General features: G+C 44.4%; 23 protein-coding genes. 2 read left to right on the top strand and 21 right to left on the bottom strand.

Annotated elements, in window-relative coordinates:
• Positions 1–95: 95 nt before the first annotated feature.
• The 11 genes from ABEW32_RS10660 to ABEW32_RS10610 all read right to left on the bottom strand — a co-directional run bounded on the left by ABEW32_RS10660 (position 96) and on the right by ABEW32_RS10610 (position 11,690).
• Positions 96–1,106, bottom strand: coding sequence for an ABC transporter ATP-binding protein (locus ABEW32_RS10660; RefSeq protein ID WP_430187420.1), 1,011 nt, complete (start codon positions 1,104–1,106; stop codon positions 96–98).
• Positions 1,090–2,079, bottom strand: a complete 990-nt coding sequence (locus tag ABEW32_RS10655; RefSeq protein WP_430187417.1) for an ABC transporter ATP-binding protein — start codon at positions 2,077–2,079, stop codon at positions 1,090–1,092. The genes ABEW32_RS10660 and ABEW32_RS10655 overlap by 17 nt, the downstream gene beginning before the upstream one ends.
• Positions 2,080–2,138: 59 nt before the next feature.
• Positions 2,139–3,074, bottom strand: coding sequence for a DUF1177 domain-containing protein (locus ABEW32_RS10650; RefSeq protein WP_430187415.1), 936 nt, complete (start codon positions 3,072–3,074; stop codon positions 2,139–2,141).
• Positions 3,055–4,359 carry a M20 family metallopeptidase gene (locus tag ABEW32_RS10645; protein WP_430187413.1) on the bottom strand — a complete coding sequence of 435 codons (1,305 nt, stop codon included), beginning with the start codon at positions 4,357–4,359 and terminating at the stop codon, positions 3,055–3,057. Before ABEW32_RS10645 ends, ABEW32_RS10650 begins: the two co-directional genes overlap by 20 nt.
• Before the next feature lie 73 nt (positions 4,360–4,432).
• Positions 4,433–6,025, bottom strand: coding sequence for an ABC transporter substrate-binding protein (locus ABEW32_RS10640; protein ID WP_430187411.1), 1,593 nt, complete (start codon positions 6,023–6,025; stop codon positions 4,433–4,435).
• A 32-nt stretch (positions 6,026–6,057) separates the two neighbouring features.
• Positions 6,058–6,966, bottom strand: coding sequence for an ABC transporter permease (locus ABEW32_RS10635; protein ID WP_430187409.1), 909 nt, complete (start codon positions 6,964–6,966; stop codon positions 6,058–6,060).
• A gap of 31 nt (positions 6,967–6,997) precedes the next feature.
• Entirely contained in the window at positions 6,998–8,008 is a 1,011-nt protein-coding gene (locus ABEW32_RS10630) for an ABC transporter permease (protein WP_430187406.1), read from the bottom strand.
• Positions 8,009–8,673: 665 nt separating this feature from the next.
• Positions 8,674–9,075, bottom strand: a complete 402-nt coding sequence (locus ABEW32_RS10625; RefSeq protein ID WP_430187403.1) for a hypothetical protein — start codon at positions 9,073–9,075, stop codon at positions 8,674–8,676.
• A gap of 22 nt (positions 9,076–9,097) precedes the next feature.
• Positions 9,098–9,424 carry a hypothetical protein gene (locus tag ABEW32_RS10620; RefSeq protein WP_430187400.1) on the bottom strand — a complete coding sequence of 109 codons (327 nt, stop codon included), beginning with the start codon at positions 9,422–9,424 and terminating at the stop codon, positions 9,098–9,100.
• Positions 9,425–9,518: 94 nt separating this feature from the next.
• On the bottom strand, positions 9,519–10,373 hold the full coding sequence (locus tag ABEW32_RS10615) for a CbrC family protein (RefSeq protein WP_430187397.1): 855 nt from the start codon (positions 10,371–10,373) through the stop codon (positions 9,519–9,521).
• 114 nt (positions 10,374–10,487) lie between these two features.
• The gene (locus ABEW32_RS10610) at positions 10,488–11,690 is read right to left on the bottom strand and encodes an MFS transporter (RefSeq protein ID WP_430187394.1); all 1,203 of its coding nucleotides are present in this window, start codon (positions 11,688–11,690) and stop codon (positions 10,488–10,490) included.
• Between the two features lie 250 nt (positions 11,691–11,940).
• On the opposite strand from ABEW32_RS10610, the gene ABEW32_RS10605 reads away from it, so the two are divergent.
• Positions 11,941–13,701, top strand: a complete 1,761-nt coding sequence (locus ABEW32_RS10605; RefSeq protein ID WP_430187391.1) for a methyl-accepting chemotaxis protein — start codon at positions 11,941–11,943, stop codon at positions 13,699–13,701.
• A gap of 295 nt (positions 13,702–13,996) precedes the next feature.
• Entirely contained in the window at positions 13,997–15,592 is a 1,596-nt protein-coding gene (locus ABEW32_RS10600) for an S-layer homology domain-containing protein (RefSeq protein ID WP_430187388.1), read from the top strand.
• A gap of 90 nt (positions 15,593–15,682) precedes the next feature.
• Here ABEW32_RS10600 and ABEW32_RS10595 read toward each other — a convergent pair whose 3' ends face one another.
• The 10 genes from ABEW32_RS10595 to moaA all read right to left on the bottom strand — a co-directional run bounded on the left by ABEW32_RS10595 (position 15,683) and on the right by moaA (position 26,030).
• A complete protein-coding gene (locus tag ABEW32_RS10595) occupies positions 15,683–16,645 on the bottom strand; it encodes a helix-turn-helix domain-containing protein (RefSeq protein ID WP_430187385.1) in 963 nt (320 codons plus the stop codon).
• A 124-nt stretch (positions 16,646–16,769) separates the two neighbouring features.
• Positions 16,770–17,753, bottom strand: a complete 984-nt coding sequence (locus ABEW32_RS10590; RefSeq protein ID WP_430187382.1) for a sensor domain-containing diguanylate cyclase — start codon at positions 17,751–17,753, stop codon at positions 16,770–16,772.
• Between the two features lie 24 nt (positions 17,754–17,777).
• A complete protein-coding gene (locus ABEW32_RS10585) occupies positions 17,778–18,584 on the bottom strand; it encodes an alpha/beta fold hydrolase (protein WP_430187379.1) in 807 nt (268 codons plus the stop codon).
• A gap of 86 nt (positions 18,585–18,670) precedes the next feature.
• Positions 18,671–19,021, bottom strand: coding sequence for a hypothetical protein (locus ABEW32_RS10580; protein WP_430187376.1), 351 nt, complete (start codon positions 19,019–19,021; stop codon positions 18,671–18,673).
• 107 nt (positions 19,022–19,128) lie between these two features.
• Positions 19,129–19,965: a methyl-accepting chemotaxis protein gene (locus ABEW32_RS10575; RefSeq protein ID WP_430187373.1), complete on the bottom strand. Its 837-nt coding sequence runs from the start codon at positions 19,963–19,965 to the stop codon at positions 19,129–19,131.
• Between the two features lie 226 nt (positions 19,966–20,191).
• Positions 20,192–21,649 (bottom strand): glycoside hydrolase family 1 protein, encoded by a 1,458-nt coding sequence (locus tag ABEW32_RS10570; RefSeq protein ID WP_430187371.1) that lies wholly within the window; start codon positions 21,647–21,649, stop codon positions 20,192–20,194.
• A 28-nt stretch (positions 21,650–21,677) separates the two neighbouring features.
• Positions 21,678–23,594 (bottom strand): beta-glucoside-specific PTS transporter subunit IIABC, encoded by a 1,917-nt coding sequence (locus tag ABEW32_RS10565; RefSeq protein ID WP_430187625.1) that lies wholly within the window; start codon positions 23,592–23,594, stop codon positions 21,678–21,680.
• 115 nt (positions 23,595–23,709) lie between these two features.
• Entirely contained in the window at positions 23,710–24,534 is an 825-nt protein-coding gene (licT, locus tag ABEW32_RS10560) for a BglG family transcription antiterminator LicT (RefSeq protein WP_430187368.1), read from the bottom strand.
• The gene (locus ABEW32_RS10555) at positions 24,512–24,637 is read right to left on the bottom strand and encodes a hypothetical protein (protein WP_430187365.1); all 126 of its coding nucleotides are present in this window, start codon (positions 24,635–24,637) and stop codon (positions 24,512–24,514) included. The genes licT and ABEW32_RS10555 overlap by 23 nt, the downstream gene beginning before the upstream one ends.
• A gap of 376 nt (positions 24,638–25,013) precedes the next feature.
• A complete protein-coding gene (gene moaA, locus ABEW32_RS10550) occupies positions 25,014–26,030 on the bottom strand; it encodes a GTP 3',8-cyclase MoaA (RefSeq protein WP_430187622.1) in 1,017 nt (338 codons plus the stop codon).
• Positions 26,031–26,061 lie beyond the last annotated feature (31 nt).

Below are 26,061 nucleotides of genomic sequence, written 5' to 3'. Positions count from 1 at the left end.
GTGTGTACAGCGCAACTATACGTATTAAAAAAGCCTGAATCCGTTCGAAACGGATTCAGGCTTGATGCCGACTAAGAGATCTATTGGTGCCTTTTTCAGTTGGCCTTTGTCTGTCCTGCTATCGCTTGTTCCGCAGCAGAAGCTGAATATAAGTGACAGGCTACCTGCCGACCTGGTGCAGCTTCGGCCAAGATCGGCTGCAGCTTGCTGCACATATCCATAGCTGCCGGGCAGCGGTTATGGAACGCACAGCCGCTTGGCGGATTTTCTGGGCTGGGTACATCGCCTTTGAGTACGATCCGTTCCCGTTCCGCTTCCGGATCAGCTACAGGTACCGCAGACATTAACGCCTTTGTATATGGATGCAGCGGCTCCCTGAACACCTCTTGGGTTGGTGCGAGTTCGACCAGCTTGCCCAGGTACATTACACCCACGCGGTCGCTGATAAATTTGACGACCGACAGATCATGCGAAATGAACATATACGTCAGGTCATATTGTTTTTGCAGGTCCTTCATCAGGTTGAGGACTTGCGCCTGAATCGACACATCGAGGGCCGAGACTGGCTCATCACACACGATAAATTTGGGATGAAGCGCAAGTGCGCGTGCGATGCCGATCCGCTGCCGTTGGCCGCCCGAGAACTCATGCGGGTAACGATAAGCATGATAAGGAGATAAGCCGACCACTTCAAGCAACTCGTCCACACGTGCCTTGAGCTGTTCTTTGCTCAATTTCTCATGCGTGATGAGCGGTTCTTCCAGCACCTGCTGTACCGTCCACCTGGGATCAAGCGAAGCAAACGGGTCTTGAAATACCATCTGCATATCTGTTCTGAATTTGCGCAGCTGCTCTGTATCCAGCTTCCGAATATCCGTGCCATTAAACAAAATCTCTCCATCGGTTGGCTCAATTAATCGGAGAATGGCTCGCCCGGTGGTGGATTTGCCGCAGCCGGATTCCCCTACGATTGCCAGAGTTTCACCCTGCTGTACAGTCAAGTTGATACCATCCACCGCTTTGACTGCTCCCACTTGTTTGGCGAAGAGTCCTCTTTTGATCGGATAGTGTTTTTTTAAATTACGGATTTCAAGCAGTGTACTCATGATATCCCTCCTGCTGTAACAAGCAGCGGCTTTTGTGTCCAAGCTCCACTTCCACAAGCTCTGGGGCCTCTGCTCGGCAAATTTCCTTGGCAAACTGACAGCGTGGTGCAAAACGGCAGCCTTTGGGCATATCGAGCGGATTGGGAACCTGACCCGGAATGGAAGCCAGGCGCTCCTGATCACTGTTCAATTGTGGCAATGAGGCTAACAGACTTTGTGTATACGGATGCTTGGGATCTTTGAAAAGCGTTTTAACATCCGTCTCCTCTACTACTTGTCCAGCATACATAATTACGACTCGATCACACATTTCAGCAACGACACCAAGGTCATGGGTGATCATTAGAATGGAAGTTCCTTCGGACTTCTGCAGTTCACGCATCAAGTCGAGGATCTGTGCCTGGATGGTTACATCAAGTGCAGTCGTCGGCTCATCTGCAATCAGCAGCTTCGGATTGCAAATCATCGCCATTGCGATCATCACACGCTGGCGCATGCCGCCCGAGAGCTCATGTGGGTAAGAAACGGCTACCTTCTCAGGACGCGGAATACCAACCTTCTCCAGCATCTCTACGGCCATGTCTTTTGCCTTCTGTTTACTTACACCGTGATGGTATCTGGCAGACTCCGCAATCTGCTTGCCGATTTTGAACACGGGATTTAGCGAAGTCATTGGCTCCTGAAAAATCATAGCCATCTCATTACCACGAATCGAACGCATTTTCCGTTCTGAAAAATCCAGCATGTTCTCACCGTTAAACCGTACTTCACCAGTGGCTATGTTCCCAAGTCCTTTGGGGAGGAGCTGCATAATGGAAAGAGAGGTAATGCTCTTGCCACACCCGGATTCGCCAACGATTCCGAGTGTTTCCCCTTTGCCAACCGACAGATCGACGCCGTCCACTGCGCGAATGGTCCCGGCCGCAGTCTTGAACTCTGTCCGGAGATTGGTTACTTCAAGCAGTTGTGCCATGCCTCTTCCTCCTTATCCATCATTGAGTCCTCATATTCTTCAGCTTAGGGGCGATCGCCTTATTCCGACTTGCCCAACGTTTGCAGATGCTTCATCGTACCGTACAATTTAGTAATATGTTGAAACTCCTTTTCGGAATAAAATGAGCACTGCCCACGTCCATAAGCTTTGGCTGTTTCTACAGCCAACTTGGCCGCCAGCGCAATATCGCTTTCATGGCTGGCACCTGTTGCACTGCCTGGGACAGGTGCAGCGGCCGTGATGGCAACGCCAACCACCGGAGCGGAAGTTGCCACGGCTGGCTGCAAAATGCTGTTAATGTGATACAGATCATTGCCATAAGGCGTGATATCCTGCGTCGTTACAGCAAAAGTGACACACGGCTCGCCCGTTACAGTCTGAACAATATCGACGAGATCTTCACTAATGCGTAGCACGTAGCCTTCACGTACTGTCGGGGAAATAGCGATGCCTTTATGATTAATGACGCGATTGCCTTTGGTCGTATCAATGGACAGGATCGCTTCCATTTCCGAAGTCACCTCATATTGGTTCATCGTCAAAATATCTACAGGTGAATCCATGAATGGAACCGGATCATGGGGCTGAGTGGGCGCATCCGGACAAATATGTGTACAAATGATCACATCTCCATCAAGTACATCTCCTTTGGACTGCATAGCCAAAAGCTTGGCCGCCGCCGCAATAGCAGCTGCCGCTCCATCACCGTCGGATACGAATCCGATCATTTCTGGTCTGGCTCCGAGCCCGCCAAGACGGCCAACTACGCCAAGTGTTGGCGAATTCCCTCCCTGAATACGCCCCTGTTTACCGGGAATGACAATTTTAATAAAATCCGTAGAGCCCTTATCCCCTGGTACAGTTGATACCGTGATCTCCGCTTGACCTAACTGCTCCAAGTAAGCTTTCACTTCTGCCCCGCTAGCGGACGGGCTGTCCAAAAGATCATAGACTTCAAATACTTGTTTCATCATGCAGCAGTTCCCCTTTTGCTTCTTTTGGTGTGGTTTTCAAATATTTAAGCGCCGTCAAGGCGTATACTTTTGCAGATTGAATGATCTGCCACACTGGAGCCTTTTCATTAAAGTTATGAATGGTCCGTAGCTCGGCAGGTCCGTATTGTAATACCGGAATGTTATATTTGCGGAACGCACGTGCATCGCTGGTTGCCCATTGCAACACGCCATAAGCTTCTTTACCGCTAACCTCAGCAATCGATTCCACGAGGTCGTGTACAATCGGCTCGGTCGGCGGGGTCCAGTTGGCATTGCCATAAAATCCGAACTGCTTCGGTTCAGAATCAATGCCTACGCTTGCGAGCAATTCCTTTGCTTTCGCCAGTACGTCCCGGTAATCTACGCCAAAGGGAACACGGGAATCCACTTGTACTGTGCAGCGGTCGGCAACCACATTAACTTTGGTACCGCCTTGGATCGTACCAATGTTCACTGTTACATGATCAAATGCTTGCCCATAGCTTGGATTTTCCCGTTCACTTGCATAACGCTTGGAGATTTCAATGATTTCTTGAACTTCTTCTGGAATGTTCGGCTTGATGTCCCATAGTTGCTGAAGTGCTTCAATCCCTCTTGCCGCCTTCAAAATAGCACTTTCGCCTGCAATCGGCTGTAGACTGCCGTGCCCTGGAGTACCTTCAACGGTAAATTCAAACCAGCAGCTTCCTTTCTGCCCAATGGTCGGGTTCTGCGGACCTGAAGGCTCTGCGATTACAGCAGCCGTGCCTTCAATCAGCTTTCTTTCCAGCACCCAAGGCACACCCAGATGTCCCCCGGTTTCTTCGTCTGGAACTACTAGCAGCGACAGCGCCCCTTCGAGCGGTACGCCAAGCTTGGAAAACAGTGCAACGGTAAATATTAATCCGCCCAGTCCGGCTTTCATATCCGAAGCGCCGCGTCCAAGCAGATAGCCGTCACGAATTTCACCACAGAACGGGTCATAATCCCAGCGGGTAAGATCCCCTGCCGGTACAACGTCTGTATGTCCACAGAAAATCAGTCTTTTTCCATCCGTTGTCTTAGCACCATAATTGGAAATGAGGTTCCACATATTCGGTCCGGCTTCATGCACAGTTGTTTCGATACCAGCTTCTTTGAGATAGTCTATAATGAACTGACTTATTTCGCGTGAATCCCCTGGAGGATTTTCCGAAGGAAATTGAATTAACCGCGAGCATAGCTCAAGCAGTTCATCCTGCCGTTTATCTATTTCATCAAGAACTAACGTTTTCCAATCTGTCATTTCAATTCAGCCCCTCACGATTTTCGTTTAACCCTCGAAGCCCTTCACCATCCACCCAGATCAGATGAACAGCCTACTCTTTTTTCAATGAATAGAATCGAATGACTTCATCTGGATAATACACATATCCCGTGATATCTTTGCTCATGCCGACAACCCGGTTGTATTCATACAGGTACGCCCATGGAGAATCTTGATTGATAAGCTCTTGCGCTTTGCCATACAGTTCTTTTCGTTTGTTGTCATCTTGTTCTTTACCTGCTTGTTCCCACAACTTATCCACTTCGGCATTAGCATAATGAATATAGTTCGAGGAACCACCGCTGTACATCAAGAATCCCAGATGATAACCAGGGTCGTTAACGAAGGAAGTCCATTTGGAAATGTAAGCTGTCAGGTTGCCTTCTCGTTGTTGCTCAAGGAACTGTGCCCGAGCAACATTGACAACGTTCATTTTCACGCCGATTTTGGCCAGTTCAGCTTGAATCAAGACGGCATCATCTGCCCAATCCTGAAATCCAGAGCCCAATGTCAGATCAAAACTAAACCCATTAGGGTAACCTGCTTCTGTAAGCAGTTGTTTTGCTTTATCCAGATCGTGCTTATAGCTGTAACCCGCATCCGTGTAGCCAGGCGTGTTGCTCGCTACGGAACTCTTCATCTGTTTCGCTTGACCGTACATAACATCGTCGATTAATTGCTCATAAGGAATGGCATAAGCAATGGCTTGACGCACTTTTGGATCATTAAATGGTTTGATCTTGTTGTTCATGGCAAAATACAAAATCCGGTTACTCGCGTTGGATTGAACTTTCAGATCGGTGTTGCTTTCCAGCTTCGAAACATCCTTTGCTGGAATCTCAATCGCCATATCGACATCACCTTTATCCAGCAGGAGCACACGGTTGGAAGCTTCCTTCGTAAACTTCATCGTAACTTTGCTCACATTTGGCGCTCCTTGCCAGTAGCTGGCATTGGCATTAAAGACAGCTTCTGTCGCAGGGTCCCATTTTTCAAGCTTGAATGGACCTGAACCTGCCGCATGTGTTTTCAGATAGTCGCCATCGCCATTTTCTTTGACAAGCACGTCATCCACGATGGAGAAGTTGTACAAGGACAGAATTTGCAGGAACATATGATTGGGTTGGGTTAGTGTAACGACAACGGTGTGTTCATCCGGTGCTGTAGCGGTTTTAATGGAGCTCATACCATACAGGAAGCTACCGGAATCGGAATTTTTAAGCCGCTCAAAGGAATACAATACGGAATTGGCAGTCAGCGGATTGCCGCTTTGGAATTTAACGTCTTTACGCAAGTGCAATGTATAAGTCATGTTATCAGCAGAAACTTCCCATTTTTCAGCCAGCATGGGCTTAATTGCTTCCGTATCTGCTACTTCGCCACGATCCGTAGACTTCTTGCCATAGGTCACAAGCTGATCATAGAGCGCAAGCACAAGGGTGTCCGATGTAAGATCACTCGCTTCGGCAGGGTCCATAGTAGATCCTCCCTCCGAATAAGCAACTGTAATCGCCTTTGGTGGGGATGAGGCATTTGCGCCTTTCTCTCCAGATGAAGCGGACGGGTTGTTGGCATTGCTGGCGCAACCTGCCGTCCAAAGCAGTATAGACAAGACAACAATTAGAGAAAGACCTTTTTTCAACATGGCTTACGTTCTCCCCTTTGATCTATTTATTTTTATTTGCTGGAACGCAGTCTAGGGTCAAGAACGTCCCGTAAACCGTCTCCAAGCAAATTGAAGCCCAAAATAGCTGTGGCAATTCCAAGACCCGGGAAGGTCACAATCCACCACTCACCGGAAATGATATACGCTCGCCCTTCTGAAATCATGGCTCCCCATTCAGCAATTGGAGGTTTGACACCGAGCCCCAGGAAGCTGAGACTAGCTGAGGTCAGAATGGCAAAGCCCATTCCAAGCGTTGCATTTACTAGCAATGGAGCAAGTGCATTCGGCAAAATGTGGCGAAACAGAATCGTTCCATTCGTTACCCCGATTGCCCGGCTGGCCTCCACAAATTCCTTCTCCCGAAGAGAGATGGTTTGTCCATGAATCAGTCTGGCGAATTCAGGTATACCCACAATGCCCACGGCGATGAGGGCACTCATCAATCCCGGTCCCATAGCTGCCGCAATGGCCATAGCGAGCACCAGCGACGGGAAAGCCAACAGTATATCCATACAGCGCATAATAATGCTGCCCAATCGACCGCCATAGAAACCTGCGATGGCTCCGAGCGGTACGCCGATGATAAATGAGATCGACACCGCGATCATCCCTGTCCAAATACTGATTCGCGCCCCATAAATAACTCGGCTAAGTATGTCGCGTCCGTAATTATCGGTTCCAAACCAATGCTCTGCACTGGGCGGCAATAACTTGTTCGCCGGGTCAGTTACGTAAGGATCGTATGGAACGATCCATGACGAAAGGATGGCAATGAGCGTCCACCCAACGATAAAGATAAAGCCGATTAATGCGAGTTTATTGCCGAAAAGTAATCGCCAAAAGGTCTTGCGTTTCGATATAGCGGCTGTATTGGGCTGAGGTACAGCCGCTTTTGCCACCAAATCACTTGCAGTGCTCATCCGAGTACCTCCCCCTACTTTTTTGTTGTTATCACTCATACCGGATACGCGGGTCAATCAATCCATAAACCAGATCGACCCCGAGATTGATAAAGCTATAAATCAGTGCACTTACGAGGGTAAATGCTTGGATCGGTGCATAGTCAGCCGCCAAAATAGAGTCCGTCACATAACTGCCCACTCCTGGCCAGGTAAATATGGTTTCGGTAATGACCGCTCCACCAATCAGGTACCCAACCTGTAAACCAAGTACAGTAAGTGTTGGAATAAAAGCATTAATGAGCGCGTGCTTATAAATGACAATGCCTTCGCGCAGACCTTTGGCTCTGGCTGTGCGGACAAAATCCTGACCAATGACCTCCAACATGCTGGAACGCATCATCCGGGCCACAATCGCCATAGTGCCTGTGCTGAGGCAGATTGCAGGCAGGAGCAAGTGGGATAAGCTGCTTTTTAAAGCTACAAAATCTCCCGTCATCAAACTATCAAGTACATAAAATCCCGTTATATGTGTGGGCGGATTGATATCACCGCTTATTCGCCCCATTGGTGCAGGAGCTATGCCCCATTTTGCATAAAAAATATAAATGAATAACAGTCCAATCCAGAAAATGGGCATACATGCACCGATCAAGGAAAATACACGCGAAATGTGGTCAACAATGGATTCTTTGCGGGTCGCCGCCAGGATACCAATCGGAATTGCCACCAGAATGGCAATCACCAAGCTTGCCAGCGCCAACTCAATGGTTGCCGGGAACCGGGTCGCAAAGTCGCTTGCCACTGACTGTCCGGTGTGATACGCCTGACCGAGGTCACCATGGAACAATCCAACTACATAATGAAAGAATTGAATGTACTTCGGTTGATCCAGTCCCATACTGGTGCGGATATTTTCAATCGTCTCGGGTGTAGCCTGTTCCCCCGCAAGCATCACGGCAGGATCACCCGGAAGCACTCTTGAGATCATGAACGTAATGACGACAATACCAAGCAGTGCCGGAATCATTTGTATCAATCTACGTAGTGTGTATACGACCACAGCCTGTCCCCCTATCCATAATCCCTGCTTATTTGTTACCTTTCTTCTCACCAGTTGTTATTTTGATTTATTGTACTAAGGAAAAGAAGTAACTTCCACGTCCTGAATCGCTAAAAATAATGACGAATTTTGTCGTTCGTGCACTAAAGTTACACAATATGTAATACAAATGTAATATATTGATCTGGTTAGCAAAATCATAATCATCATGATGTAAATAAGCGATCCCCTCTTAAAAGGAAACCGCTTGTTTTTTATACATATGGATTGTAGTATTAAGCCGATCAAGAAAGGAGAACTACCGTATTGGAAACGAACAGTCGATACATATGCCGGGTTTGACCCAGAGTTCATGTTGGAAAACCATTTGTTCAGCAAAGATGCAGCCGATGGCAGAAAAGCTCATTGAAATAGGACGATTGGATGAAGCGTGGAAAACAATGGTCACCATTATTCCGCTTATTACTAAGGAAGAAGAATGGTTCCTGTACGGACTTGGCCGCAATATTATTACGGCCTGTATCCATATCATCTTGCATTTTGGAGCAAATAGCCGGCAGGCCGGTTCGTTATGGCAAACGATAAAAGAGATTCTTCAACCTGCCGCTAACAACATGGGGACCAATCAATATCAGCTTGCTGTATCTGCCAGCAAATGTCTTCCTCTACAGATTTCCGGTCACGATAATACCATCTGCTTGCTTCAGATGCACTCTGACCCAAGCTGTAAAGGAATCGATGAATATGCGCAATTCCGGCTCCTTGGCAGGCCAAGCATCCAATTCTGTTAATATTTCATGCCATACCGACTCCTGTATCGGATTATCCCAGCAGGGGTCAAAGGCCTCATACGTTTCTCCTGTATCAGGATCGACAAGTGGATATTTGGACTTTAGCGCAGACAGCACGATATCAAAGTCATCTGCGTAGATGAAGATCATTTCCTCCAGCTTCGGTTCATCAGTATCCCCATAACGCAGCGGTTCAAAAGTATACCCAATATTGGCTCGTGGACCGCTATAGCGATAGATCAGTGTCTGAATCTCTGTTTTTCCCTTCTTATTCAATCTCTTCTCCTCCTTTCTCCGGTTACAACTCGAACCAATCCGCAGCGCATTTCTCTTCTTCCAGCGCCCTGCACATTCCTTCCCTCAACCTCATCGCATCTCTGCCGCCGATATGAAATAGACAATAGATATAAAGTTCATCATCTTCTAACCCTTCAATATTTCTTGCCTCTTCCACTGAAATCTGGAGCGCTTCAGGCCAATCAGAATTATCTTGAAGCAGGACAAAGCCATCCTTATCCCTTTGTATCCGATATCCGTCAATCCTAGGCAATGCTTCAGCTAAGCGTTCCATTAGCGCTTTAATATCCTTAACATCTGCGACCTTAATTCCATACTCCCAACCCATCTGCATTCCTCCAATTTTATGAACTCCTCCTTAATTAGAACCACCCCTAAATTGGGTTTCATCTTCTCATTCACCCCAGGAAATTCACTTACGTTCAGTCGTAGTCCGCATATAAGAGGTACTCCTTGCAATGTCTGCACTGAAATAAATACCCCCGGAACGATCCGTCACGTTCCATACTTTCCCGTATTCGACTCTTAGCCTCTTCTTCATGATACAAAGCCAAAATAGGCATAAACATCAGATTGACGTCATTTTCTATTCCTCTACTGACAAGCTCCTTCCAGCCAACAAAATCGATAAAAACACAGTAGTCATCGCAGTGATCCAGCCACGTGGCCGCCTGCCATGCCTCATAGCCGGGAGTCCGATGCAGTAGCTCATCCAGCTTTGGTTCCTCCAGTTGTGCACAGCAAGCAGGGTCATGAAATGTTCCCTGTAGCTTGCTCGCAGCGCTACCATTCGCAATACACCAAGGACAGATCGCCTCATAAGATAATGCTGTATAAAAGGGACCCGCATACCAGATATCGATCTGTCGTCCACAACAGGAACACGTTTTTAAAAAGCCCGATCTAAAGACCTGTGTGCGTACAGGGTCTTGATGATAGGTAAACACTGGCAAATCAGAAGACTTTTTGCGCTTGGCTGCTTTGATTAGAGGCTTAATCACCGACGGTCGAATCGGGCTATCAATCATCCCTTGAATACTCCACTGTTTCTTCAAATCCGCTTTATTTTTCCGGTTCATAACGGACATAAAAATTTCTAGCGCCTTCTCGTATTGATGCAGGTGAAGATACAACTCTGTCAAAATTCTGGCAGCCTGCTCACTGTCTAAGCCCTCAAGCTCTTCCTTCAATTGGTACATGGCTTGGACAGCCTCGGGACTGGGTGCATACAGGCTGTATTTTTTGTTTAATGCCACCCATTTTCGCTGGATTTCCATGAGTTCTTCACTTCCTTCTGATTTTCCTGAAATTCTTATAACTTATTATAATAGATATAGGCTTCCGGTAAGTATACGCCGGAAGCCTATCGATTCATCTAACCACTCTTTTATTTATCTTACCTTGTGAGGCACAGGCTCACTGTTCCCGTTTCTTTTTCTAACTCCCAGCATCATAACAGCCATCACAGCTACCAAGATTGCTATAAGCATAAAGGGAAAATATTTGTCCACTCGATACAGGGTGGTCGTCAAAATAGGGGCAATGATCGCGGAAATTCCCTGTACCGCTGCTACCAGCCCCGCAGCTCCCCCTTGCTGTTCTTGACTGACCGCAAGCGAAGCACCAGCCATAAATCCGGGCATCAGCAAGCCCGTACCTATACCAAACATAAAAAACGCTGCATAGTAAACGACCAGGCTGGTTGAAATCAGAAATAATGCCATCCCAGCAATCAGGAATAGAGCACCTAGCAAAATCATCGACTTAGGCTGCCATTTCAGCCATTTCATCTGAATGATCTGCACAATCAGCATCGCTGCTCCGGAAAACATAAGTCCAAAGGAAACGACTCTTGCTGTTTCTTCGGATGTAAGACCTAACTGATCTTGAAAATAAAAACCACCTATAACCTGAATAGTCACAATACTAATCATCGTAACCAAGCCTACAAACAAATACATTCTTAGACCTGGCTGGAGAGGGTTAATTCGGGCAGGTTTCTGCTGAATAACGGGCTTGGCAGCCGGAATCGCCAGCAGAGACACCAAGAATGCTATAGCGGCAATGACAATTCCAAAATATAAGGGCCATAACAGGCCTATTAGAGTAAAGGCACCTGCAATCGCGGGACCAAATACCAGACCAAGCCCATTCGCCGCACTAATAATAGCCATCCCACTCCCGCGTTCTTCTCCTTCCGTTACATCCCCCATATAAGCTTGGGACGATGACAACACTGCCGGGATAAAACCACCTATTAAGCCGCGCGTAACAATCAGCAAGACTAACAGCAGCCCCCCACTAAGCCAACCCTTTAATCCTGCAAAAAGAGTAAGTGTAAATAACAGACAGCTTACACACATCCCTATGAAACCAAACAGAATTACAGGCTTGCGTCCCTTTGCATCACTCAGATTACCCCATACTGGAGCCATTAAGGCCATCGTAATAGAACCCAGCGATATAATTAAACCAGAATGACTTTCTCTTAATCCTAATTCACGAATAAGGGGCGGCATAATTGGAGCAATGAGCATGAGCCCTAGCATAGCCACAAATACACTGAAAAAGATGCTGCCTTTTATTCTATTCATCCTCGCACACTCCTCTGTTATAGATTCTCTCTATGCAGAAGTATACGGAGCATACCAGAAAGCTACTGCCTATAGACGGATAAATTTGCGGTTAAACGGATTTAATTTAGCCTGTAAAACAGCAGCCATGCTGAAAGAGCTTAATTTCCTGACGAGTTTTTACGATATATGATGTACAGTCTTTTTACCTTAGTAGCAAAACGCAGTTGTGGGTTGAGTCTGTATATCGATCTCTAAGGGGGAAATCGCAGTGAAAACAAAGATAGGATCAATCATGAAGGTGAGATCGTTAAGGGCGAAGTTAACCATAATGTGCTTGATTATTTTAATTGTACCTACTTTCGTGATTGGAAGCAGTTCTTATGTTGTTTCCAAGAATGAAATGAATGAATCAGGCAAAGTGGCACTTAAGAATAGTGTGCAAATGGTAATTGGTATGATTAGTTTCCTCAATGGGCAAGTCGAAGCCGGTAATTTAACATTGGAGGAAGCACAGGAAAAACTACGCATCGAGCTGCTCGGTGTAAAAGATGCTAATAACAAAAGACCGATAAAGATTAAATATACTGTAGGTAAAACAGGTTATCCGTGGGCAGTCAACCAAGATGCCGTTTCAGTGATGAACCCATCAAATGAAGGCCAGAATTTAATAAATGCCGTGTCGGAAGACGGTGTGCATGTGGGAAAAGAGTTTGTAGAAGCCGGCACAAACGGCGGGGGATTCGTCACTTATAAATGGGCTTTACCTGGTACAGATCAAGTAGAGACGAAAATCTCGTATGTTGAAAAGGATCCTTATTGGGGATGGATCATCGGTTCTGGAGCATATTTTAACGAATTTAACAGCGGAGCGACCAAAGTCCTTTATATTGTCCTGATTATTACGGCTGTTGCGGTTATTCTGGGAGCAGTTATCGTAGGCTTTGTTTCGGGACGTTTTACGAAGCCTATCATCATGATTGCAAAGCGGCTTAACGCAGTTGCGGACGGTGATTTAACGGTCGAAGAAGTCAAAATTCATTCAAAAGATGAGATCGGCGAGCTTGCACAGGACTTCAATCATATGATTAAAAATATTCGATTTCTGATCGGTGAGGTAAACCTGTCCACCAAGCAGGTCGCTGCTTCCTCAAAAGAATTGACCCTTGGAGCAGAACACACGGGGCAAGCAACCGAGCATATCACCGTCGCAATTCAGGAATCGGCGGCAGGTGCAAAGGAGCAGCAGTTGATGCTCCAGAAGACAACCAGCTCGCTTGAGGAAATTTCAATAGGTATGCAGCGGATCACAGACAGCTCCTTGACCATTGCTGAATCATCTGCAGACGCGATGGAAATGGCGAGCGTTGGCGGTACTGCTGTACAACATACGGTGAAGCAAATGGACCTGATTAATCAGTCCGTCAATGAAACAGATGCGGTTATGAGGATGTTGGATGAACGCACTCAACAGATCGACACGATGCTGCATGCCATTACGGATATCGCACAGCAGACCAATCTGCTTGCCTTAAATGCTTCGATTGAGGCTGCCCGTGCAGGCGAAGAAGGTCGCGGATTCTCCGTAGTTGCTTCAGAGGTGAGAAAGCTCGCCGAACAATCGAACCAATCTTCTGGGCAGATTTCCGAGTTGATTCAGAATATGCGCAAAGATATGGAGCATTCGCTTCAGACCATGGAGCGCGTAAAACAGGATGTCGATTCCGGTATTAAAATTGCCAATGAGACGGAGCAGCAGTTTAACAAAATTGTGGCGTCCACCAATCATATCGCACAGCAAACGGAAGAGCTCACGAGCATCACGCAGCAAATAACTGCAAGTGTTCAGGAAATTTCGGCAAGCGGAGAGAACGTATCCAATCTGGCGCTCCAAGCATCGGACAACTCGCAGAATATTGCGGCGTCTGCAGAAGAGCAGCTAGCTTCGATGCAGCAGATCACCAGCCTTGCAACGACCTTGTCGGATATGTCACAGAAGTTACAGGATCTAACAGTCAAATTTAAATATTAGTGGAATAAGTCTTTCAGAACATCACGCTCAACCATCTGCGTATTCTAGGGTCAACCAGTACTTTCTGGTTGGCCCTTTTTGCATTTGCTTTGAGGAATTGTTGAAAAGGCTTGCAAATGGTGACCCTCTTCTAACTATTTGTATTGGACACTGTTTTAGTCGATTTGGTTCAGAATTGGTTCAGAGGCATTTAGTATAGTAATTCGGTAGTGTAAGAAAATCATATTAGTAGGCTAGTCATCATGAAGGATCTTAACAAGCTCATCGTGACACCGGAAATTTATGGAGGAAACTTATGAGTAAAATCAAGTCTTTTTGTTTAACCTATCTTGCTGTTATCGTCTTATTTGGGACATGGACATGGAGTTTTTCCGAGAGTGCTGTGTATGCAAAACCTTCACCAGTACCTAGTGTAACGGATGCTGTGTATGCTACTGAAACCACGGTAACGAGTTGGACAAATCCTTCTACACAAGGTCAATCCGTAACGTTTAGCATCAAAACCATCTCAACCCCACAAATTACAAAAGATTTAACCGGCACCGTTATCCTTATGGATGGTTCGAATATATTAGATACGCTGGCGATGAGGCCCAATGGCATTGCGAACGGTTATGCCACTGCAACCTATACTACAAGCAATTTAAGTGTAGGAAGTCACCTGATGACCGCTATATATAGTGGGGACGCTCGATTTGCCCCCAGTACATCTGAGCCATACATTCAGGTCGTAAATGCATCTGCATCTGCACCTGCACCTACACCTTCACTGAGACCTACAGTAACTACAGTAATGAGTTCGCTAAACCCGTCTAATCAAGGTCAAGAGGTAAGGTTTAGCGTGAGGACAACTTCTAACCCACAAACATCGGGCGATTTAACCGGAACCGTCATCCTTATGGATGGTACGAATAAGTTAGATACGCTAACGATGGAGCCAGTGGGCATTTCGAACGGCTATGCCAATGGATACTACACTACAAGTGACTTAAGTGTAGGAAGCCACGCGATCACTGCTATATACAGTGGGGATGCTCGATTTGCTCCGAGTACATCTGAAGCGTATATACAGGTGGTAAATGGAGATACAAACACTGGGGCTTCTGGAAATACGGGCGGAACCGATGCTACTAACGACAGCAGCAGTAGCAGTAAAAAAGATAAGAAGGATCATACAGATAGCAGTGAGACTATTTCTTCCAACGAAACAACCACACCTTCATCACCATCAGTTTTAACGACAGATTTACCCACTCCGGAAATCACGCCAGTAGAGCAATCTGAGGTGGTGCATGAAAAATATATAACGGGTTATCAGGATGGTACATTCCGACCGGATCAGTCGATTACACGAGCTGAAACCGCCGCGATGATGGCTAGAATTATGAAGCTGGAGACAAAAGAAAATACAACGACTTACAAAGATGTACCTAACACGTACTGGGCAAAAGATTCGATTATAGTACTCACGGCACAGCATCTCATGAATGGATATGCAGATGGAACATTTCGACCAGAGCAACCCATTACCCGTGCAGAAATGGCAGCAATACTCGCATCCTGGAAGCAGCTTAAAGGAACGCAAACCGCTGCATCTCCTTATACCGATATCGAAAAGCATTGGGCAAAAGATTCTATTGTAGCCCTAGCTAATGCAGGATGGATTACAGGTTATGACGATAACAGCTTCCAACCCAATCGGTATATAACACGCGTAGAAACCGTTACAATTTTGAACACGATTTTAAAACGCGGCCCTCTTGAAGGAGCGACTCAGGCTACTTGGAAGGATGTACCAGCAGATTACTGGGCTTTCAAAAATATTGAAGAAGCCTCCCGTACCCATACTTCAACCATCAATTCTGAGGGTACAGAAACTTTCGTAAAATAAGCATCAAATAAAAAGGCTGGAATCCTATATATATAGGGTTCTCAGCCTTTTTATTTACTTGATATTTTATAGAATAGTCACAAAAGAAATTTAAAATACTTTCTTCAAGGACGATGGCTTCACTCCGTATTCCCGGAAAAACTGCTCGGAAAATGCACTCACATTGCTGTACCCTACAGCCATCGCAGCTTCTGTCACATTGCTTTTCTGACTTCGAAGCAGCTTCATCGCATAATCGAGACGAATTTGGCGCAAATATTCAAATACAGTCGTTCCAAAACACGCCTTAAACCCTTTTTTTAATTTAAAATCGTTTAATCCAACTTTTTGGGATAATGCAATCAGTGAAGGAGGATCAATCATGCTGGATTCAAGGATTTGCCGAGCCATATGCAACTTTCTGACATCCTCTTTAGATAAGCCTTCGGGCATGGGGGTTAAATCAAATAATTGAATCATAAACCTATTCAAAATCTCTAGTGCCGATGCTTCCATTAATAAAGGCGATCTATGCACACTTTTCAAGTCTTTGATCAAATGTTCAATCATCACTATACTTCTGTGATCCAGTTCAAAACGAAGATGATGGAATGCAGCCCCCTTCAGAATTTGACTAAATTCAATAGCAACTTGCCGACGAGCCTCCAACTGCGAAGCTGCATAATTAAACATGGAAACCGGAATGCCAATGGCAAACGATTGGTATTGCTCGTTAACCGGAGGATGGAAATGTGCTTTAAAATCCTGTAAAAAAATAAGAGCCCCCTCTCCCATCGGGAGGGTATAGTCCAACCCAGCTATATTTACATGACGTTGACCCGAAAGTGCAAACTGAAGCTCAATCATTTGTCCTTTGGAAGCAAAGCTCGTCGGATACGGCTCGTGATATTGAATATGCGAATACACGATCTCGATTCCGCTGTAAGTTGTAACTCGGTAGATATGTCCATTGCCTGCTTCCGGTAATATCATATACGTATGCTCGTCTTGTTTTCTAAACGGAGTTTTTTCTAAATAATGCTGATATATTAATGATAATGAATTTGAATTCACAAGCGTACACCTCAAATGTTTTCATTCTGATGATTCAAATGAGAACCATTATCATTAATATTAGCTGAATTTGAACCGTTTGACCAGACGAATCCCGAATCAAGGAAGCAATGGATCCCTCTGCCTATCCCTTTACAAGACTCGCTGAATGGGTGACCCTGTTTCTCCCGCCACTCTTGGAAGCATACAAAGCCAAATCTGCTTGATGAACTATCGATTGTTCCGTATCCGCTTGCGTCACCGTTGCCACACCAATACTCACAGTAATGCTGTATTCTCCCCAATCCCTTGAAGCCGTCGTGGAGCGATATCTTTCTGCTGTACGAATGGCCTCCTCTTGATCGTTGCCTGGAAGAATAATGACAAACTCCTCGCCACCATAACGAGCGACAATGTCCATTTCTCGTGACATGGATCGTAGTAATTCAGCCAGATTAGTGAGTACCAGGTCACCCACTGGATGACCATAAGTGTCGTTAATGCTTTTGAAACGATCAATATCAATGATCAGCAGCGAGAAAGGGACTCCAGTCTCTTGAAAAGAGGATAGACCAGCTAGTAACTGATCTTGAAAATATCTTCGATTTCTAAGCCCGGTTAACGGGTCGGTTGATGCCATCGTTTCTAGCTGGAGATTGATCCTCACTAATTCCTGCTGTTTGATTTCATATTCTTCGTGCAACCGTTCAAGCTTCTGGTTTGCTTCATTCGTCGCCTGATATAATTCCTGAAGCTTGGTTTTGGTCTGTAGTATATCTTTCTCATGTTCAATTCGCTTACGCATCATCAGCACTACACAATCAATAACAGCTTCTCCATTGCGCACCTGGCGAACCCCATTTAGAAGTACAGGCACATCCTGTCGATCACTTGTCCGAAACGAAAAGTACATCTCATCGACACGCCCGTACAACTGGATATAGGGATAAAAATAAGTATGAAAAAATAGCTTGTTCGTAACAGACATTGTGGATTCAATCGTTCCTCCAAGCAATTCATTACGATCGTAATGAAGCATATCCAATAAAGTTTGATTCACCGATTGAATGATCCCAGCATCTGAAATTGAAAAGTATCCACAGGGAGCCTTATCTAATTGAATATCCATTGCATGACTGCCTTTCTTTCGATATTACACACTGGCTAAATATTCTTTGATTAAATTGCTCGTTTCTCCTGGTTGGCTTAAATGAGGATAGTGTCCCTTTGCTCTCATCTGTTGAAGCCTGCTATTTCTGAGATGAGCATGTAAATAGTCCCCTACCTCAATCGGAGCAATACTATCATCTGAGCACTGGAGAATAAGCGTAGGAACCGAAGCATGCTGAAGATCGACACGGCAGTCTGAAAAAAATGTAACCTCTGCGAATTGCCGTGCAATATGAGGATCTCTGGAGCAAAATGCTTTTTCCAATTCTTCGGTTAAGTCCCCTCGCTCGGGATTCTGCATAGCAATGGGCGCCATGTAACTAGCCCAGCCAATAAAATTCATTTGCATCATATCCAGCAATTCATCAATATCACTCTTATCGAAGCCTCCATAATAAGAGGGCAGGTCATTCACATACCGAGGAGAAGGACCGAGCATGACAATGCGTTCAAAATATTGGGGGCTACGAATGGATGCGAGCATTCCGATCATGCTGCTAACAGAGTGTCCGACGAATATGGTATTTCTTAGTTCTAACGCTTCCATAATATCCAGCACATCTTGGGCATATCCTTGCAAGTCACTGTATTTTTGGGGATCATAGTATTTTATTTGAGAATCTCCGGAACCAACATAATCAAATAAGACGATTTGGTAGTTGTCGATAAAGCTAGGGACGATATAACGCCACATATCCTGATCGCATCCAAAGCCGTGAGCAAATACAATCGTCTGGCTGCCTGTACCCAACACTTTTATATTATTACGTCGGAGAATATCAACGGTCATTGTAAATCACCTCTCTGAGGTAGTATCTGTTCTATGGCTTCTCTTCCCTATTATATCGGAAAAGATTTGATTATGGATAAAGGATCTCATTCATAAATCCAACGTTCAATGATCCCCTTTACCTTGTGCACCTGTTGCTGTGAGAAGGAACAAATAATAACTAATTCGTTTTTCCCATTCGTATCTAACCAATAGTGAACGTCATCCTCTTCATGATCCGTTTCATAAATGATTCTGATGGATTTATGACTTATTTTTGATTTAGCTGAGAAAATGGGGTTCATATCCATGATTTTCTGACCATTAGAAAAGGATGTGTTGTAATAAGGAATCACCCAGTTCTCTTTATCCTGATCTTGTACTAAATTTAGAAATACACGCACCCAATAATCCTCTAGTTCTGTGTAACTCTGTTCATTCAACCCATTCAAATTCATACCTTTATCCACTCCAAATGATTTAATAAACTAAAAAAAGTCCCGGCCAGTGATCTACATTTCCATGGCGGAATGCACAATTCACAGACCGAGACTTCTTCCAATCTTTATTTTACATCCACATCATTCGTGATTTTCTCTATTAAATCTCTCAAGCCTTGGTTGGTATCATTTAATTGATCAATAATATTCATAAACTCCGACACAAGCTTGGCCTGCTCCTGGGAAGATACAGTAATCTGCGTAATCTCTTGTTCCATACTATAAACCGATTGTCTGACAGCTTGCAAGGATTGCTCGATTCGACCAGTGGCTTCCTTGGTCCCCGTAGACATCTTGCGGATTTCTGCGGCAACAACCCCAAATCCTGCTCCTGCCTCACCCACCCGAGCAGCTTCAATGGCTGCATTTAGACCAAGCAAGTTTGTCTGCTCTGAAATTTCCTTGATGTAGCCAGCCACCTCAGTCACATTACCAGAGTCCTCAACCGCCTTTTTCGTATTGCTTAAAATTTCCTCGGCCGTCGCACTAAGCTCCTCCGAATGGGCTGCTACATGCTGAATCCCTTCCACTAGCTTGCTTGTAACATCCTCTGCTTGGCTCATCAGCTTCTTCAGTTGATCCTGATTATCCATACTATAGGTGATGCACATTACTGCCTCAATCTCATTTTGTTCATTCTTTATCGGATGAAAGTAAGAATCAGCAGCAAACCCGAAAACTTCGGCATCATAGCGAACTCGGGTCTTTTCTCCGCCTACTAGCATTTTGAAGTTCTTGTGTACATCAGGAAGAGGGTCGCCTGCCTTGAAGTCATAGACTAAACTTTTCCCCGACTGAAAGAATAGAAATTTTTCTTTATCCATTACAGATATTAAAACATCATGTCGTGCAGCTTCTCTAATAAACGGCATGGCAGACAAAACAGCTTCTACTTGATTCATAATATGTATCCACTTCCTTATATTTTGTTATCCACCCTACCCTTTATTTCGACATTTTCACCCCATGTGTTTAGTGAATTTAACATACGATTGACTATGTTGATCCCCTAAATTGTATACAACCACCGTAGTTTCCTGAAGGGAAGTCGTTTTAAATCCAAACAGCGCATACCTATGGGATAGGTACGCGCTGACTGTATAACTTTTTGAAGACACACACTAAGGCTTAATCCAACTGTTCTCCATTGGTTTCGATCACGTTCTTATACCAATAGAAGCTCTTCTTTCTGGATCTGGAAAGTGTCCCTTTCCCTTCATTATCCTTATCCACATATATGAATCCATAGCGTTTTTTCATTTCACCGGTTCCTGCACTAACCAGATCAATACATCCCCAAGGAGTATAACCGATTAAATCTACTCCATCAGCAATGGCTTCTTTCATTTGCTCAATGTGTCGCTTCAGATAATCAATTCGATAATCATCCTGAATGGAGCCGTCTGCTTCTACGGTATCCACAGCGCCCAGACCATTCTCCACAACCATTAACGGAATTTCATATCGGTTATAAATGTTATTGAGCGACCATCTCAATCCCTGCGGATCGATTTGCCAGTCCCAGGCACTTGCTTTTAAATAAGGATTCTTTAATCCCATGGATAAATTCCCACCCACCTTCTCCTGATTGGGGTCTGCACTGACACAAGTAGATGAATAATAACTGAAGGTATAGAAATCTACGCCACCTTCTTTTAAGACATCCTCATCATTGTCCTGCATCGTAATTTGGATGTTATGTTCTTTAAAATATCGTTTGGCATATCCGGGATAAGCACCTCTTACTTGAACATCTGAGCATAGGAAATTACTCAAGTTATCCTTTTGTTGAGCCAGCAAAACATCATCAGGGTTACAGGTAAGTGGATATGAACACATGTAAGCAATCATACAGCCAATTTTAAAATCCTTATTAATCTCATGCCCCAGCTTTACTGCCTTTGCACTGGCTACAAATTGATGGTGCAATGCTTGATACAGCACCTGCTCATCCTTCACTGTAGCATGGGCAAGCTCTCCATTTCCCTCTGGCATCATCGCCCCAGCCATAAACGCTCCGAAAGACAAGGTTAAGATATTAATCTCATTAAAGGTGAGCCAGTATTTTACGACATCCTTGTATCGGTTAAAAAGAACTTCACAATATCTTACATAAAAATCGATGACTCTGCGATCGGACCAGCCGTTATATTTTTGGGTTAAATGAAACGGTGCTTCATAATGTGAGATCGTAACCAACGGCTCAATGTTGTACTTTTTTAATTCTGCGAACACACGATCATAGAACTGCAAGCCTTGCTCATTCGGCTCGATATCATCTCCATTAGGAAATATTCTGGACCAAGCAATCGACATTCTAAAAACCTTAAACCCCATTTCAGCAAATAATCGGATGTCCTCTTTATAATGATGATAGAAATCAATAGCCTCGTGACTTGGATAGTTCATGCCTTCTTCCAATACAGGCGTAATTCTTCGGGAAATGGTATGCGTTCCAGCTGTTATTACATCAGCAGTGCTTAGTCCCTTACCATTCACGTTATACCCACCTTCAAATTGGTTAGCAGCCGTGGCCCCTCCCCATAAAAATCCTTGTGGAAACTCCTTGATTATATTATTGTTCATTGTTCATTCCTCCTAAAATATAGGTAGCTTAGACCATGACCGTCAATAAATCCTCTTTATAACCAATCGTCTTCTTCTCCGTTTCAATAACATCCAAGTAACTAGCCGTGTTGGCAACAATTACAGGAGTAGTCAGAACATAACCAGCCTCTTTGATAGCCTCCAGATCAAACTCCATGAGTAATTGTCCCTTTTGGACGGCTTCCCCTTGTTTTACTTTGGGATAAAAATGTTTACCTTTTAATTTGACTGTATCCTTACCTACATGGATGAGAATTTCCACGCCCTGATCACTGGTAATCCCGATCGCATGGCCCGACGAAAATAAGGAGGTTAGTACACCATCTACAGGTGAAACGACCTTGCCTTCGGAAGGCTCGATGGCAATCCCTTTACCCAGAGCACCTGTCGAAAAGGCTTCATCTGTTACCTCAGATAACGGTTTTATGTCACCCATTAACGGACTGATCACCGTCTCCTGCCTTACTAATACTTCTCCTCCTTTTGCTGCAATTGCTGTACTGGCTTCTTTTTTTGTTTCTTTCACCTCATCATCTTTAAATCCGCCAAAGAACATAAGCAAGAAGCCTAATACGAAACTGACCAAGATACCGATAACAGCCCCATAAAATCCGCTGTCTATTCCTGACGGACTGATATAGCTCGGAATCGCGAAAATGCCTAAGCCGCCAATGATATACCCTTTCGTTCCCATCATGCCTATAATACCGCCACCTACTGCAGACGCTATACAGCTTAAAATAAATGGTTTCTTACGTGGTAATGTAATCCCGTAAATCGCGGGTTCTGTTACACCAAAAATCCCGGAGATGACAGCTGGAATGGAGAGGGATCTCAGCTTTACATTTTTGGTTTTGAACAAAATCGCCAGTACGACACCTGTCTGTGCAAAGGAGGCCCCCAGCGTAGCAGCAAGGATCGGATCGAATTTGAGCACCGCCAGGTTGTTCATAGCGATAGGAACAAGACCCCAGTGTAATCCGAAAATAACAAATACCTGCCAGAAAGCACCCATGATAATACCTTCAATAATCGGGCTTAAGTTATACACAAAGAGAGTGGCTGCGCCCAGCAGTTGACCTGCCCAAGTCGAAAGCGGTCCAATCACAATCAGCGCTAAAGGAACAATAACTAATAAGGTGAAAAACGGAACCAAGAAAGTTCTTACTACGCTAGGGATGACCTTTTTAAAGAAATTTTCTATTTTTGAGCCGACATAGGTGGATACGATAATCGGAAGTACAGTTGATGCATAGCTCATCAGAATGACCGGAATACCTAAGAAGGTGATATATACCGGTGACTCAAATATAGTGCCGCTAAATAGCGTGTATAGCGGTTTACCCGAGGCTGTTATTGTGCTAAAGGTTGGATAAACAAGTGACGCCCCGATCGCCATACCTATGAAAATGTTGGCATTGAACTTTTTAGCCGACGTATACCCCAGAAAAACTGGGAAGAAGTAGAACAAGCAATCTCCTAAAGCATTGAGAATTTGATAAGTGCCCGATGTTACGGTCAGCCAACCTAAAGCTACAAACAAGGCCGTGAAGCCCTTAATCATACCCGTGGCACTCAAGACGCCAAGCGTGGGTGTAAATACACCTGAAATGGTATCAATAAATCTATTAAACAAACTCACTTTTTCCCCTGATGCTTCTTCTGAATCACCTGCCTGGAAACCACCTATCGCGGCAACATCTGCATAAACCTCAGGCACATGATTTCCGATCACCACTTGATATTGCCCGCCGCTTTTTACCACCGTGACGACACCATCCATATTTTTCAGAGCATCAGTATTGGCCTTATTTTCATCTTTTAGTTTGAAGCGCAAGCGTGTAATACAATGAGTTAGACTGTTTACATTTTCTCTGCCGCCGACATTTCTGATGATGTCTTTTGCTAATGTCTCATACTTCATTGTAACTGCCCCTTTATTTGTATTTATAAAAAAGGCAAAACCAAAATAGATCAAATTCGATCTAGGTTGGTTTCGCCTGCATTACCAGTAACAATCCAAGGAATTATTCAGTTGGTCATTGAGTTACACGCTGAATATGAATCGTTATATACAGTTTTTCTTCATCTGACAATACCGTGTCCAAGTATTTCTCGATCTTCAGCATACAGTAGTAAGCTTTTTTGTACTTTGCTTTCACTTGCCTTAATAGAAAATCATCTTCCAGTGCTAACTTTTCTTTTTGAATTAATCGCTGAAAGAAAAACCTTAAATGAGTAATAAATCGTTCATAGCTGGTCGAGTGCTCATCCAGGGTAATATTATAAGAGTACTTAATAATATTTAGAATATCCTGTATTTTTCGAGTTTGTTGAGCGACATCAGCTACTTTATGGTAGGAGTTGTTGACTTGAGCATTGATTAGATGAAGAGCTATATTCCCCGCCTCATCTTCAGGCAATCGTTTACCTGTTTCTTCCTCAATAAACTCCAATGCTTTTAAGCCAACTCCATATTCTTTAGGATAAAATTTTTTTATTTCCCAGATGAGCGGGTTCACATTTTTAAACCCCTCATCAAACATTTTAAATGCATTGTTCATGTGATCTGTAAGCGAAACATATACATAGTCACTCAGTTGGGCTTCCAATATGCTTTTTCCATATTCAATGATGTCATAGCATAACGAAACATATTCTGTAGGGACATCCTCTAACAATAATTTAAACTTCTCTGAAGCCTCTTTTTGTTTAAGGACAAAAACCTTTTCAATTAAGTGCTCTTCTACTTGTTCCCCTGCATTCTTTTTGAATGCAATTCCACGGCCCATAACAACAAATTCATGCCTTTTTGAATCTTTGGCTATTATGGCGTTATTATTAAATATCTTTGTTATGATCATTCTGGCTGCCCCCCTGATCCCGCAATAATTTAAAAAAGGATTTAGATGCTGGGCGATATTTCAGATAGGTCACATGACGGTAATAGCCGATCAAACTTTCCATGTAAACCAAACCATATAGTACAGATTTACAACCCCATCGCCTTGTAAGCGTATTCATAAAGAGAGATAAGCCCTACATTTTCCCTTTAACCAAGGTCCTATGACATCATTCTGGGTTTGGTCGACGTTATTATCTTTGTTGTTCAGCACTTGTAAGGCTCATCATCACTCACCTTTCTGTGTTATTGCAAATCTGTATTCAAAAAGAAAAGGCAAAACCCAACACATGGAAATCTAATTCCATGCCCCGGGTTTTGCCTTTTCAGTAACAATCCCAAGATCATAATAACATCGAATTTAAGTTTTGCCAACAAAAATGTTTGCGCTTTCTTTTTGAGGGCAGCACCTAAATACGGCACATTGCCATGATAAAAATGTCAGCCGCCAATGTAGGACATGTTAATCTTTTTTCGGTTGTTTGCAGTCTGTTCAGTACGTTCATCGGAATATCGGTCTATGCGTTGTTCCCATACTGAAGTAATTGCATCCAGTAGCTCCTGATTATTCGCTCCGCTACGAAGCATCTGACGCAAATCAAATCCGTCTGAAGCAAACAAACACGTATAAAACTTGCCATCAGAAGATAGACGGGCACGCGTGCAGGACGAGCAAAACGAATCAGAAACCGAAGTAATAAAGCCAACCTGTGCGTCGCTGTCTTTATAACGGTAACGTTTGGCCACTTCTCCAAAGTAATTTTGATCTACCGGCTCCAACTCGTACGTATTTTTAAGTTGCTTAACAATTTCTTCTTTTGTTACTACCTTTTTGAAGCTCCATCTAGTATCGTTACCTACATCCATAAACTCAATAAAACGAAGGGTTATTCCCTGCTCCTTAAAATAGGCGGCCATCGGCAAAATTTCAGCATCATTAACACCTTTTTGAACTACCATATTGACCTTGATCTCAAAACCTATTTTTCTTGCATCATCAATCTGTTTCAAAATAAAAGCAGGCTTAATGCCCCGCCCATTCATCCGCCCGAATAGTTCCGGGTTCAGAGCATCTACACTAACATTAAGCCGTCGTAGCCCCGCATCATAGAGCCGCTGTGCCTGTTGCCCTAATAGCAAGCCATTTGTGGTCAACCCCATATCCTCCACTCCGTTGATAGACAAAATTCTGGAGACAAGGTCAGGCAGGTTCGGCCGCATTAATGGCTCACCGCCTGTGAGCCGGATTTTTTTAACCCCAAGGCCTACAAAGAGCTCCGTAAGCCGATGAATCTCTTCAAACGATAGGCATTCGCTTTTGGGAAGAAAGGCAAAATCGTCACCGAAAATTTCTTTTGGCATGCAGTAGGAGCAGCGAAAATTGCAACGATCCGTGACAGATATGCGTAAATCACGAATCGGACGCCGCAATGGGTCTTTCAGCGGATGTGAGCTCATGTGACCACCTTCTTTTTTTTCATTAGCTGTA

Origin of the sequence: Paenibacillus jamilae, from assembly GCF_050482105.1 — a bacterium.
Lineage (GTDB): Bacteria > Bacillota > Bacilli > Paenibacillales > Paenibacillaceae > Paenibacillus > Paenibacillus jamilae_B.
The sequence above is the reverse complement of the archived record's forward strand: the minus strand, read 5'-3'. Positions and strand labels throughout refer to the sequence as shown.

Coding starts and splice junctions, on each gene's coding strand:
- ABEW32_RS10660 (WP_430187420.1), bottom strand. CDS start 1,106: ATGAGTACACTGCTTGAAATCCGTAATTTAAAAAAACACTATCCGATC.
- ABEW32_RS10655 (WP_430187417.1), bottom strand. CDS start 2,079: ATGGCACAACTGCTTGAAGTAACCAATCTCCGGACAGAGTTCAAGACT.
- ABEW32_RS10650 (WP_430187415.1), bottom strand. CDS start 3,074: ATGATGAAACAAGTATTTGAAGTCTATGATCTTTTGGACAGCCCGTCC.
- ABEW32_RS10645 (WP_430187413.1), bottom strand. CDS start 4,359: ATGACAGATTGGAAAACGTTAGTTCTTGATGAAATAGATAAACGGCAG.
- ABEW32_RS10640 (WP_430187411.1), bottom strand. CDS start 6,025: ATGTTGAAAAAAGGTCTTTCTCTAATTGTTGTCTTGTCTATACTGCTT.
- ABEW32_RS10635 (WP_430187409.1), bottom strand. CDS start 6,966: ATGAGCACTGCAAGTGATTTGGTGGCAAAAGCGGCTGTACCTCAGCCC.
- ABEW32_RS10620 (WP_430187400.1), bottom strand. CDS start 9,424: ATGGGTTGGGAGTATGGAATTAAGGTCGCAGATGTTAAGGATATTAAA.
- ABEW32_RS10615 (WP_430187397.1), bottom strand. CDS start 10,373: ATGGAAATCCAGCGAAAATGGGTGGCATTAAACAAAAAATACAGCCTG.
- ABEW32_RS10610 (WP_430187394.1), bottom strand. CDS start 11,690: ATGAATAGAATAAAAGGCAGCATCTTTTTCAGTGTATTTGTGGCTATG.
- ABEW32_RS10600 (WP_430187388.1), top strand. CDS start 13,997: ATGAGTAAAATCAAGTCTTTTTGTTTAACCTATCTTGCTGTTATCGTC.
- ABEW32_RS10590 (WP_430187382.1), bottom strand. CDS start 17,753: ATGGATATTCAATTAGATAAGGCTCCCTGTGGATACTTTTCAATTTCA.
- ABEW32_RS10585 (WP_430187379.1), bottom strand. CDS start 18,584: ATGACCGTTGATATTCTCCGACGTAATAATATAAAAGTGTTGGGTACA.
- ABEW32_RS10580 (WP_430187376.1), bottom strand. CDS start 19,021: ATGAATTTGAATGGGTTGAATGAACAGAGTTACACAGAACTAGAGGAT.
- ABEW32_RS10575 (WP_430187373.1), bottom strand. CDS start 19,965: ATGAATCAAGTAGAAGCTGTTTTGTCTGCCATGCCGTTTATTAGAGAA.
- ABEW32_RS10570 (WP_430187371.1), bottom strand. CDS start 21,649: ATGAACAATAATATAATCAAGGAGTTTCCACAAGGATTTTTATGGGGA.
- ABEW32_RS10565 (WP_430187625.1), bottom strand. CDS start 23,594: ATGAAGTATGAGACATTAGCAAAAGACATCATCAGAAATGTCGGCGGC.
- licT (WP_430187368.1), bottom strand. CDS start 24,534: ATGATCATAACAAAGATATTTAATAATAACGCCATAATAGCCAAAGAT.
- ABEW32_RS10555 (WP_430187365.1), bottom strand. CDS start 24,637: ATGGAAAGTTTGATCGGCTATTACCGTCATGTGACCTATCTGAAATAT.
- moaA (WP_430187622.1), bottom strand. CDS start 26,030: ATGAGCTCACATCCGCTGAAAGACCCATTGCGGCGTCCGATTCGTGAT.